We start from the raw sequence: 11,411 nt of genomic DNA, 5'->3' as shown, positions 1-11,411 counted from the left end.
CTCCGTCGCCTTGCTCGCGTAGACTCCCCGCTCCCTCCCGCAGCTCACTCCCATGTTCGGCATCTCCGACTACGGCGCCTTTGTCGCCGCCATCCTCGTGTTCCTGGCCATTCCCGGTCCTGGCAACCTGGCCTTGGTGAGTTCCACGGCCAAGGGCGGCGTGCATGGGGGTCTGGCGGCCACGCTGGGCGTGATCCTGGGTGACCAGGTGCTGATGTGGTCCGCCGTCGCGGGCGTGGCGGCGTTGCTGGCGGCCTACCCGGCAGCCTTCCACGCCGTGCAATGGCTGGGCGCCGGCTACCTGGCGTGGATGGGGCTGCGGATGCTGCGGGCACGTCCCGGTGACAAGGCGGTGATCGACATCCGTCCCGGCCATTACCTGCGGCAGTCGCTGGCGATCACCCTCCTGAATCCGAAGGCCATCGTGTTCTACATGGCCTTCTTTCCCCTTTTCATCGATCCCGCTCACCACCGCGGCATGCTGACCTTCGCCGCAATGTCGTTGACCATCGCGGCCCTCACCTTCGGCTACGGACTGGTGGCCGTGCTGCTCACCCGCCATCTGGCCGACAAGCTGCGCGCCAACCACCGCCTGTCCAGCCTGCTCGAAAAGACGGCGGGCGGCGTGCTGGTGGCTTTCGGCGTCAAGCTGGCACTGAGCCAGTAACCCTCCCACCCCGCCGCCGACATCAGGAATCCAGCGACATGGCCCGCATCTTCTGCATCGCCAACCAGAAAGGTGGGGTGGGCAAGACCACCACCACCGTCAACCTCGCCGCCGGCCTGGCGAAGGTCGGCCAGCGTGTGCTGATGATCGACCTGGATCCGCAGGGCAACGCGACCATGGGTTCGGGCATCGACAAGCGAAACGCCGAGTACACCGTCTACGACGTGCTGCTCGAATCGGCCTCGGTAGCCGAAGCCCGCGTATCGGTCGAGGCCTGCGGCTATGACGTTCTCGCCGCCAATCGGGAACTGGCGGGCGCCGAGGTGGAGATGGTCGCCCTGGACCGCCGCGAGAAGCGCCTGCGCACCGCGCTGGCCGCGGTGGGCGCCGAGTACGACTTCGTGCTCATCGACTGCCCGCCCTCGCTCAGCCTGCTGACGCTCAACGGCCTGTGCGCCGCCCATGGCGTGATCGTGCCCATGCAGTGCGAGTATTTCGCGCTCGAAGGCCTGACCGACTTGGTCAACACCATCAAGCAGGTACACGCCAACCTCAACAAGAACCTGCAGATCATCGGCCTGCTGCGGGTGATGTTCGATCCGCGCATCACGCTGCAGCAGCAGGTGAGCGACCAGCTCAAGGCGCACTTCGGCGACAAGGTGTTCGACACCGTCATTCCCCGCAATGTGCGCCTCGCCGAGGCGCCGAGCTATGGCCTGCCCGGCGTGGTCTTCGACGCGGGCGCGCGCGGCAGCCAGGCCTATGTGGCCTTCGCCGAGGAACTGGTGCGCAAGATGCCGCCGGCCAGCGCCACGGCTGCGCCCACGCCACCCGCACCCCAGACGGTGCCGGTGCTGCATGCCGTGGCGGGCGAGGAGCAGGCGGACGCAGCCCCGGACGAGGCCGGCGACATGCCTCCGTCGGCCGCCTGATCGCTACGCTTTTCATAGCAATGAATCCAGATCCTACCGAGCTGGTCACCGTGCTCCAGCTGCCAGGTTGGCAGAACAGCGGACCCGGCCACTGGCAGACGCGCTGGGAGGCGCTGCATGGCGACCACCGCGTCGAGCAGCACGACTGGATGCGCCCGCTGCGCGGCGACTGGTGTGCGCGGCTGGAGGAAGAGATCCTCGCGGCGCCCGGGCCGGTGGTACTGGCCGCCCACAGCCTGGGCTGCATCCTGACCGCGGCCTGGGCCGCCCATTCGCGCCATACGGCCCGCGTGCGTGGCGCGTTGCTGGTGGCGCCCGGCGACGTCGAGCGCGAATCGCTGCGCCACCAGATTCCCGGCTGGGCGCCCATCGTGCGCCAGGCCTTGCCCTTCCCGGCCGTGCTGGTGGGCGCCACCGACGACCCTTATTGCGACGCCGACAAGGCCCGCGAGCTGGCGCGCCACTGGGGCGCCCGCTTCGTGGATGCCGGCGCCCGCGGCCATCTCAACGCCGACTCGGGCCTGGGTGACTGGCCGGAAGGCCGCGCCCTGCTGGATGCGCTCATCCAGCCCCCGCAACCCACTTCTTCTTCCTGCTGATGGCAACCAAGAAACCCAAGGGCCTCGGACGCGGCCTCGAAGCCCTGCTGGGCCCCGCCGCAGGCCGCAATACCGACGACGCGGCCACGGCCGAGGCAGAGTCCGCCACGCCGCGGCGCGACGGCAATCCCAGCACCCTGGCCCTGAACCAGATGGTGGCGGGCGTCTACCAGCCCCGCACCCGCATGGACGAGGGCGCGTTGTACGAGCTGGCCGAGAGCATCAAGGCCCAGGGCATCATGCAGCCGATCCTGGTGCGCCGGCTCGATGCCGAGCAGGCCGCTGCCAAGAACGCCGAATACGAAATCATCGCCGGCGAGCGCCGCTTCCGCGCCGCCAAGATCGCCGGCCTGGACAGCGTGCCCGTGCTGGTGCGCGACGTGCCCAACGAGGCCGCCGCGGCCATGTCGCTGATCGAGAACATCCAGCGCGAGGACCTCAATCCGCTGGAAGAGGCGCAGGGCCTGCAGCGACTGGTCAACGAGTTCGGCCTGACCCACGAACAGGCTGCCCAGGCCGTGGGCCGCTCGCGCAGTGCCGCCAGCAACCTGCTGCGCCTGCTGAACCTGGCCGATCCGGTGCAGGGCCTGCTGATGGCCGGCGACCTCGACATGGGCCATGCCCGCGCGCTGCTCGCCCTGGACCGCGCCGCGCAGATCACCGCCGCCAACCAGATCGTGGCCCGCAAGCTTTCGGTGCGCGAGACCGAGGGCCTGGTCAAGAAGCTGTCGGCCGAATTCAGCCTGCAGCCCCAGGCCCAGCGCGCCGCGCCCGAGAAGCCGCGCGACCTGCAGCGCGTGGAGGAGGAACTGGCCGACCTGCTCACCGCCGCGGTCGAGGTGCGCATCAAGAAGCAGAGCAAGCGCGGCGGCCAGACGCAGATGAGCGGCGAGCTGGCGATCCACTTCGGCTCGCTGGATGCGCTGAATGGCCTGATCGAACGGCTGCGTGGCTCCACGGCGGGATAGGCGACCCGCAAGATGGGCGCGGCAGTTCTATGCCGCCGCCTTCCACTTTCGTCGGATGCGTGGTGCACAGGCGCACCGATAAGCTGCGGCCGCACCGTCTGCCCTGGCACGACGGCATGTCTCCAACCCGCGAGAGGCCGACCATGAATTCGACGACGCCCATTCTTCCCCGCCTTGCCCTGGCATTGACCGGCCTGCTGGCCCTGGCCGGCTGCCAGACCACCGACCTGCAGATGGGCAGCCAGTCCGCCAAGACCGTGGCCACCGGCGGCGCGGCGGGGGGCACCAGCGTCAACGCCAGCGGCCAGCTGGAGCGCTGCGAGTCGCCGCTGGGCACCGTCTCCCTCATCGAGAACCAGTCGGCCGGCTGGTACACGGTGCTGACCAACCAGTACAAGCTGCCGCCCACGGCCACCCTGCTGCGGCTGATGATCCAGCAGTCCAACTGCTTCGTGGTGGTGGAGCGCGGCGCCGCCGGCATGAACGCGATGAGCCGCGAGCGCGCGCTGATGCAGTCGGGCGAGATGCGCCAGGGCAGCAACTTCGGCCGCGGCCAGATGGTGGCCTCGGACTACGGCCTGTCGCCGGAGGTCGTCTTCAACAACAACGACGCGGGCGGCATCGGTGGCACGCTGGGCGGCCTGATCGGCGGCAACCGTGGCCGCGCGCTGGCGGCCGTGGGCGGCAGCATGCAGACCAAGGAAGCCAGCACGATGCTGACCCTGATCGACAACCGCTCGGGCGTGCAGATCGCAGCCGCCGAAGGCAGCGCCTCCAAGACCGACTTCGGCGCCATGGGCTCGCTCTTCGGCAGCCGGGCGGGCGGTGCGGTGGGCGGCTATGCCAACACGGCGCAGGGCAAGGTGATCAGCGCCGCCTTCATGGATGCCTACAACCAGATGGTGGTGTCGCTGCGCAACTACCAGGCGCAGACGGTGCGCGGCCAGGGCCTGGGTGGTGGTGGTCGGCTGGGCGTGGATGGCGGCGTCGCGCCGTCGCAGACTTCGGCGCCGCGGCCGAAGAAGTAAGCGCGCGGCCGGCGAACGCCGGCCTTTTCACCCCGTCCGTTCGGGCTGCGCCCGTCGAAGCGGGTGCGCGCCGCAGCGCCGCCTTCAAAGGCTGAAGATCTTCCCCGGATTGAGGATGTTCTTCGGGTCCAGCGCCTTCTTCAGCGTGCGCATCATCGCCACCGCGCCTTCGCCGGCCTCGTCGATCAGGAAGCCCATCTTGTGCAGCCCGATGCCGTGCTCGCCGGTGCAGGTGCCGCCCATCGCGATGGCGCGCGACACCAGGTTGTGGCTCAGCTGCTCGGCGCGCAGGCGCTCGTCGGGGTCGTGCGGATCGATCAGGTAGCCGAAGTGGAAGTTGCCGTCGCCCACGTGGCCCACCAGGAAGTAGGGGATGCCGCTGGCGTCCACCTCGTCCACCGAGGCCAGCAGGCAGTCGGCCAGGCGCGAGATCGGCACGCAGGTGTCGGTGGTCACCGCGCGGCAGCCGGGGCGCGACTGCACGGCCGCGAAGTAGGCGTTGTGCCGCGCCGTCCACAGCCGGGTGCGCTCCTCCGGCGTCGTGGCCCATTCGAAGTCGTTGCCGCCCATCTCGCTGGCGATGGCCTGCACCGTCTCGGCCTGCTCCTGCACGCCGGCGGGCGAGCCGTGGAACTCCATCAGCAGCATCGGCTGCTCGCGCAGGCTCAGCTTGGAATGCGCATTGACCATGCGCACCGAGTTCACGTCGATCAGCTCCACCCGCGCGATCGGCACGCCCAGCTGGATGACCTGGATGGTGGTGTGCACCGCCGCCTCGATGCTCGGGAAGGAGCAGATGGCGGCCGAGACCGCCTCGGGCAGCGGATAGATGCGCAGCGTGATTTCGGTGGCGATGCCCAGCGTGCCTTCGCTGCCGACGATCAGCCGCGTGAGGTCGTAGCCGGCCGAGGACTTGCGCGCCCGCGTGCCGGTGCGGATGGTCTCGCCGCTGGCCGTCACCACCTCCAGCGCCAGCACGTTCTCGCGCATGGTGCCGTAGCGCACGGCATTCGTGCCGCTGGCGCGCGTGGCGGTCATGCCGCCGATGGAAGCATCCGCCCCCGGGTCGATGGGAAAGAAGAGGCCGCTGGAACGCAATTCCTCATTGAGTTGCCGGCGGGTCACGCCCGGCTGCACGGTCACGGTGAGGTCCTCGGCATTCACCGCCAGCACCTGGTTCATGCGCGACAGGTCGATGCTGATGCCGCCCTGCACGGCCAGCAGGTGGCCTTCCAGCGAAGAACCCACGCCGAAGGGGATCACGGGCACGTCCGCGTCCGAAGCGAGCTTCACCGCATCGGCCACGTCGCGCGTGCTTTCGGCAAAGACGACGGCCGCCGGCGGCGGCACGTCGAAGGGCGACTCGTCGCGCCCATGCTGCTCGCGCACGGCCATCGCCGTGGAACATTGCGTGCCGAAGCGCTGCCGCAATGCCGCCAGCAGCGACTCGGGCACCGGGCGCGGCGCCACGGCAGGATGCAGGCGGGCGAGGTCGGCGGGGGCGTTCATGGGGTGTCTCCTTCAGGCGGCCGGGCGTATGCCGGCGCGGGTCTACCATTCTAGGAACCGCAGTCAAGGAAGGATTCCGCATGGGCAACCGCCTCACCCAGATCGCCACCCGCACCGGCGACGACGGCAGCACCGGCCTGGGTGACAACACCCGCGTCTCCAAGGGCCACCTGCGCGTGCATGCCATGGGCGATGTGGACGAGCTCAATTCCCACATCGGCCTGTTGCTCTGCGAGCCGCTGCCCGCCGACGTGCGCGAGCTGCTGGTCGATGTGCAGCACCAGCTCTTCAACCTTGGCGGCGAACTGGCCATGCCTGGCTACACGCTGCTCAAGGACGAGGCGCTGCTGCAGCTGGACCAGGCGCTGGAAACGCACAACGCCGCGCTGCCGCGCCTGGCCGAGTTCATCCTGCCGGCCGGCACGCGCGCCGCATCGCAGGCCCATGTGTGCCGCACCGTGGCGCGCAGGGCCGAGCGCGCCATCGTCGCGCTGGGTGCAGTGGAGGTGGTCAACGATGCGCCGCGGCGCTACCTCAACCGGCTGTCGGACCTGCTCTTCGTGCTGGCCCGGGTGCTCAACCGCATGGATGGCGGCGACGACGTCTACTGGAAGAGCGAGCGCATGGCACGCGCGGCGCAGGACGCGTCGGCCTCCGGCGACTGACAGCGCCGCATGCGCCTGCGCCACATCGAGGTCTTCAATGCCGTGATGCTCACCGGCAGCGTGAGCGCGGCGGCGCGGCTGATCAACGTCACGCAGCCGGCGGTCAGCCGCACCCTGCAGCATGCCGAGCTGCAGCTGGGCTTCGCGCTGTTCCGGCGTGCCAAGGGGCGGCTCATTCCCACGGCCGAGGCGCAGGCGCTGTATCCGCGCATCGAGCGGCTGTTCGCGCAGCTCGACGAGGTGCAGCGCCTGGCCAGCCAGCTGCGCCATGGCGGCGAAGTGGCGGGCGAGTTGCGCATCCTGGCGGTGATGGCGCTGACCCACGAGGTGCTGCCGAGGGCGCTGGTCGCCTTCCGCGCCCGGCATCCGGCGGTCGCGATCCGCGTGGAGGCCCTGCACACGCCGCAGATCGTCTCGGCCCTGCTGCTGCGCGAGGCGGACATCGGCTTCGCCTTCAGTGCGCTGCCACATGCGGGCCTGGTGAACGAACCGGTGGCCGACAGCCGCATGGTCTGCGTGGCGCCGCGCGGCCTGCTGCCGGCGACGTTGGTGAAGGCGGGCCGGCTCTCGCTGCCCGATCTGGCCGACGTGCCTGTGATCGCGCTGGATGGCCGCGACCCGCTGGGCCTGGGCGTGGCCCAGGCCTGCCGCGAGGCCGGCGTCGGCCTGCAGGCGGTGGTCACGGTGCAGACCTACCACGCGGCGCTGGCCATGGCCCACCACGGCCTGGGCGCGGCGCTGGTGGACGGCTGCACGGCGCTGTCGGCCGACTCGGCCAAGGTCGACCGCCTGGCGCTGGCGCCGGCCTTGCCGGTGCCGGTGCGCGTGCTGCGGGCCGAGCAGGCTGGCGAGTCGGTGCCCATGCGCACGCTGCTCGCGTGTGTAAGACAAGTCCTGACGGCGTCCACCCCGGAATTGGGATAAAAAGCGAACGGTCGTTCGCATCGTCGGCTCCGCCCCGGAGCCGACCCGGGGACGGCACGCATCCCTCATCCAAAGGACTCTTCCATGCAGAGACAACAACGACTCCTCCAGACTCTGACCCTCGCCGCCCTGGGCGGCCTGGCCACCACCCCGGCGCTGGCCCAGCAGGCGGGCGACTGGGTCATGGGCGCCGGCTGGCTCCATTTCTCCCCGCGCGACTCCAGCAAGCCGCTGACGGTGACCTCGCCCATTCCCAGCGTGGTACCGGGCTCCGGCGCCGGTGTCAGCAGTGCCGACACCCTGGGGCTGAGCGCCGTCTACTTCATCGACCCGAACTGGGCCGTGGAAGGCGTGCTCGGCGTGCCGCCCAAGTTCAAGCTCAATGGCGAAGGCACGCTGGCGCGGGTCGGCCAGCTGGGCGAGGCGCGGCAATGGAGTCCCACGATCCTGGGCAAGTACTACTTCGGCAACGGCAACGACGCCTTCCGGCCCTTCGTCGGCGCAGGGGGCACCTATGTCTGGTACAGCGACGTGAGCCTGACGCCGGGCCTGCAGAGCGCGGTCGGCGGCCTGGCCGGACGGCCGCCGCTGAGCACCGTGACCTCGGCCAAGCTCGACAGCTCTTTCGCGCCGGTGTTCAACGTGGGCGCGGCCTGGCAGTTCGACCGGCACTGGGGCATCTCGCTGTCGGTCTCGTACATCCCGCTCAAGACCAAGGCGACGCTGACCACCACCACGGCGACCGGCCTGCCGCTGCTCACCAGCGAGGCGCGGCTCAAGCTGAACCCCGTGGTGACCTACCTGTCGGCCACCTACCGCTTCTGACGCAGCCCAGGGGCGTGCGCAGGCCTGCGTCGTGCCCGCGGACGGGCGTGCCGGCGCCGTTCCCGTGGTTCCTTCAGGCCGGTACCAGGGCCGTGTCGGCCGCCAGCCGGTGCGCCACTTGGCGCGCCGTGCCGAAGGCCAACGTGAAGCCCAGCGCGCCATGGCCGACGTTGAACAGCACGTTGGCCGGTGCGCGCCCGGCATGGCCCACCAGCGGCAGTCCGCTGGGCGTGGCCGGCCGTAGGCCCGCCCAGGGCTGCGGGTCGGCGCCCTGCACCGCGGCATGCGGAAACACGGTCTGCGTGGCCGCCTGCAGCGTGGCGATGCGCGCGGGCGGGATGCGCAGGTCCTCGCCCACCAGCTCCGCCATGCCGGCCACGCGCAGCCGCTGGCCGATGCGCGCGAACACCGTCTTGCGCGTCGTGTCCGTCACGCTCACCACCGGCGCGGCGCCGGGCGTGTCGTGCACCGGCAGCGTGATGCTGTAGCCCTTGAGCGGGTAGACCGGCAAATAGGCGCCCAGCATGCGGCCGAAGCGCGCCGCGGCGGTGCCGACGGCGATCACGAAGGCATCGGCGGCGATGGCGCCTTGCTCGCGCGTGCGCACCGCCCTGGCACGGCCACGCGAGGCTTCGAAGCCCTGCACCTCGGCCGTGACCAACTGCACCCCGCGCGCCTGCAGCGCCGCAGCGAGTGCCTGGCACACCTTCAGGCAATCGGCCACGCACTCGCTCGCGGTGTAGACCGCGCCGGCGAAGCGGCCGCGATAGCCGGCGAGGGCGGGCTCCAGCGCGACGGCCTCGTCCGGCGTCACCACGCGCTGCGCCGCGCCGCCCAGCGATTGCTGCAGCGCCACCTGCCGACGTGCCGTCTCCACGCCCGCGGCACTGCCGTAGAGCACCAGCTTGCCGGCCTCGGCAAAGTCGCAGTCGGGTTGAAGCTGCGCGCGCATGGCCTCGAAGCCCTCGCGGCTCGCAGCGGCCAGCTGCAGCAGGGCCTGAGTCGTGCGTGCCGCGCTGCGGTCGTTGCAGGCCGCCATGAAGCCCAGTCCCCAGCGCCACTGCTGCGGGTCCAGCTGGGGGCGCAGCTTCAGCGGTGAATCGGCCGAGAACATCAGATGCGGCAACTGGCCCCAGATGGAGGCATCGGCCAGCGGCGCCACATAGGAGTAGCTCAGCTGCGCGCCATTGCCGCTGCTGGTGCCGCTTCCGGGCGCTGCACGGTCCAGCACCGTCACGGTATGGCCCTGGGCCTGGAGTTCCCACGCGGTGGCCAGGCCGACGATGCCGGCGCCGAGGATGCAGATGTGCATGGTGGTGTGCGGACGGAAGAGAGGGGACGCGGAAGAGGGCGGCGGGCTGGCCCGTCAGGGTGAACCCGCACTCTACGGAGCGTGCCTGCGCGCCGCCAATGCCAAAGCCATCCAGGGCCATGCCGCGAGCTCATGGGGCGCGGCGCGCATCCATAAGCTTTGGGCATGGCCGGCCGCGAAAAAACCATGAGCGGCGGCCCGGTCCTGCGGCCACACTGGCCGGCGCCTTGCTTGGGTCCCTGACGAGTCCGTCTTCTTCCGTCGTGCTCGCTTCCTTCACACGCATCTTCGACAGAAAGGTTTCCATGAAGCTTTCCCCCCTCATGACCGCCGCCCTGCTGGGTATCGCCAGCCTGCAGGCCGCCCAGGCCCAGGGCCAGGACACGCTGGCCAAGATCGACAAGGACAACAAGATCACCCTGGCCTACCGCGAGTCCTCGGTGCCCTTCAGCTACCTGGAAGCGCCCGGCAAGCCCATCGGCTTCGCGGTGGAACTGAGCAATGCCGTGGTGGCCGAGGTCAAGAAGCAGCTCAACAAGCCCAACCTGGAAGTGGCGCTGATGCCCGTCACCTCGCAGAACCGCATCCCGCTGCTGACCAACGGCACCATCGACCTGGAGTGCGGCTCCACCACCAACAACACCGCCCGCGGCAAGGACGTGGCCTTCGCCATCAACCACTTCTACACCGGCACCCGCGCGCTGGTGAAGAAGAGTTCCAACATCAAGGACTGGGCCGACCTCAAGGGCAAGAAGGTGGCCATCACCACCGGCACCACCAACATGCTGGTCGTGCGCAAGTACAACGAGGAGAAGAAGCTGGACCTGGACATCATCGGCACCAAGGACCATGCCGATGCGCTGCTGCTGGTCGAGAGCGATCGCGCCGCGGCTTTCCCGATGGACGACATCCTGCTCTTCGGCTTGAAGGCCAACGCCAAGGATCCGGCCAGCCTGGAGGTGGTGGGCGAGGCGCTGCAGGTGGAGCCCTATGCCTGCATGCTGCGCAAGGACGATCCGAAGTTCAAGGCGCTGGTGGACGGCGTCTTCACCGGCCTCATGAAGTCGGGCGAGTTCGAGAAGATGTACGCCAAGTGGTTCATGGGCCCGATCCCGCCGAAGAACCAGGCCATCGGGCTGCCGATGAGCAAGGAGCTCAAGGACAACCTCAAGGCCTTGAGCGACAAGCCAGCGACATGAGCTCGCCCCCCAGGCTGCGCGGCACTGCGTGCCGCTTCGCCGACCCCCCTGCCGGGGGGCGCTCCCAGCGGCCCGGCAGAGCCGGTTCCGCGGGAGCCGCTGGCGTGGCCTGCTCCGCGGCCTCTCGTGCAGTCGTGGGGTCGAGGTTGTCGGCGAGCGGATGATCGTGCGTTCTCTACCAACCAAATAAAAGAGCCTCCCGCGGGAGGCTCTTTTCATGGGGTCAGAGGGTTGCAGACTCAGCGCTTCTTGTGCGCGTCCATGCCCTGGGCCAGCAGCTGGCGGGCCTGTTCCACGTTCTCGTTGACGCGCTGGCGCACGATCTCGAAGGCTTCGGCCTGGGACTTCGCGGTGAGGTCGGCCAGCTCGCGGATGTCTTCCAGCGCCTGCTGGAAGCCGGCGCGGCCCATGCTGTCGATCTTGCCGAGCTGGGCCTTCATGTCTTGGCCGGGCATCGCCTCCAGCGTGTCGCGCCACTGCTCGATGGACTGCTTGAGCATCTCGGTCTGGCGCTGCACCACGGTCTGCAGGCCTTCGCGCGCCATCGCGCTGGCCTTGACCATCGCCTCCATGTCCTTGCGGCCGTTCTCCAGCAGCAGGGCGGCCGTGCCGGTCACGTCCATGCCCTGCATGCGCTGGGCCATCTCCTGCAGCGACTTGGAGGCCGCCTCCTGCATGCCGGCCAGCGCGGCCATGGGATCGGGCAGCGGGCCGGCGCCGCCGGCGGATGTGGACGAGGAGGTCTTGCGGGTGGCCATCGGGCGTCTCTCCATTCGGTGAATA

12 protein-coding genes are annotated in these 11,411 nt (G+C 69.7%); 9 read left to right on the top strand and 3 right to left on the bottom strand.

Annotation, left to right across the window (positions count from 1 at the left end):
- Positions 1 to 52: 52 nt before the first annotated feature.
- From ACT54X_RS00545 to ACT54X_RS00525, 5 genes are all read left to right on the top strand, one after another.
- Complete coding sequence (locus ACT54X_RS00545; RefSeq protein WP_476344468.1) at positions 53 to 667, top strand: LysE family transporter; 615 nt, start codon at positions 53 to 55, stop codon at positions 665 to 667.
- Positions 668 to 705: 38 nt separating this feature from the next.
- Positions 706 to 1,599, top strand: a complete 894-nt coding sequence (locus ACT54X_RS00540) for a ParA family protein (RefSeq protein ID WP_476344466.1) — start codon at positions 706 to 708, stop codon at positions 1,597 to 1,599.
- Positions 1,600 to 1,619: 20 nt separating this feature from the next.
- Positions 1,620 to 2,198, top strand: a complete 579-nt coding sequence (locus ACT54X_RS00535; protein ID WP_476344464.1) for an RBBP9/YdeN family alpha/beta hydrolase — start codon at positions 1,620 to 1,622, stop codon at positions 2,196 to 2,198.
- Complete coding sequence (locus ACT54X_RS00530; RefSeq protein ID WP_294366171.1) at positions 2,198 to 3,166, top strand: ParB/RepB/Spo0J family partition protein; 969 nt, start codon at positions 2,198 to 2,200, stop codon at positions 3,164 to 3,166. The genes ACT54X_RS00535 and ACT54X_RS00530 overlap by 1 nt, the downstream gene beginning before the upstream one ends.
- 143 nt (positions 3,167 to 3,309) lie before the next feature.
- The gene (locus ACT54X_RS00525; protein WP_476344462.1) at positions 3,310 to 4,194 is read left to right on the top strand and encodes a CsgG/HfaB family protein; all 885 of its coding nucleotides are present in this window, start codon (positions 3,310 to 3,312) and stop codon (positions 4,192 to 4,194) included.
- A gap of 84 nt (positions 4,195 to 4,278) precedes the next feature.
- Here ACT54X_RS00525 and ACT54X_RS00520 read toward each other — a convergent pair whose 3' ends face one another.
- Positions 4,279 to 5,703 carry an FAD-binding oxidoreductase gene (locus ACT54X_RS00520; RefSeq protein WP_476344460.1) on the bottom strand — a complete coding sequence of 475 codons (1,425 nt, stop codon included), beginning with the start codon at positions 5,701 to 5,703 and terminating at the stop codon, positions 4,279 to 4,281.
- 80 nt (positions 5,704 to 5,783) lie between these two features.
- Between ACT54X_RS00520 and ACT54X_RS00515 the strand changes: the two genes are divergently transcribed.
- The 3 genes from ACT54X_RS00515 (at position 5,784) to ACT54X_RS00505 (ending at position 8,117) form a co-directional block, all read left to right on the top strand.
- Positions 5,784 to 6,368 (top strand): cob(I)yrinic acid a,c-diamide adenosyltransferase, encoded by a 585-nt coding sequence (locus ACT54X_RS00515; protein WP_294366164.1) that lies wholly within the window; start codon positions 5,784 to 5,786, stop codon positions 6,366 to 6,368.
- Between the two features lie 9 nt (positions 6,369 to 6,377).
- The gene (locus tag ACT54X_RS00510) at positions 6,378 to 7,292 is read left to right on the top strand and encodes a LysR family transcriptional regulator (protein ID WP_294366163.1); all 915 of its coding nucleotides are present in this window, start codon (positions 6,378 to 6,380) and stop codon (positions 7,290 to 7,292) included.
- A gap of 84 nt (positions 7,293 to 7,376) precedes the next feature.
- Positions 7,377 to 8,117: an OmpW/AlkL family protein gene (locus ACT54X_RS00505; protein ID WP_294366162.1), complete on the top strand. Its 741-nt coding sequence runs from the start codon at positions 7,377 to 7,379 to the stop codon at positions 8,115 to 8,117.
- 73 nt (positions 8,118 to 8,190) lie between these two features.
- Here ACT54X_RS00505 and ACT54X_RS00500 read toward each other — a convergent pair whose 3' ends face one another.
- Positions 8,191 to 9,429 (bottom strand): D-amino acid dehydrogenase, encoded by a 1,239-nt coding sequence (locus tag ACT54X_RS00500; RefSeq protein WP_476344457.1) that lies wholly within the window; start codon positions 9,427 to 9,429, stop codon positions 8,191 to 8,193.
- A gap of 305 nt (positions 9,430 to 9,734) precedes the next feature.
- Here ACT54X_RS00500 and ACT54X_RS00495 point away from each other — a divergent pair, with 305 nt between their 5' ends.
- On the top strand, positions 9,735 to 10,628 hold the full coding sequence (locus ACT54X_RS00495) for a transporter substrate-binding domain-containing protein (RefSeq protein WP_294366160.1): 894 nt from the start codon (positions 9,735 to 9,737) through the stop codon (positions 10,626 to 10,628).
- 239 nt (positions 10,629 to 10,867) lie between these two features.
- On the opposite strand, the gene phaP is transcribed toward ACT54X_RS00495, so the two are convergent.
- Entirely contained in the window at positions 10,868 to 11,386 is a 519-nt protein-coding gene (gene phaP, locus ACT54X_RS00490; RefSeq protein WP_476344455.1) for a TIGR01841 family phasin, read from the bottom strand.
- Positions 11,387 to 11,411 lie beyond the last annotated feature (25 nt).

This window comes from Pseudacidovorax sp. DMC4, assembly GCF_056314265.1.
This window is presented reverse-complemented; position numbering and strand designations above follow the sequence as displayed.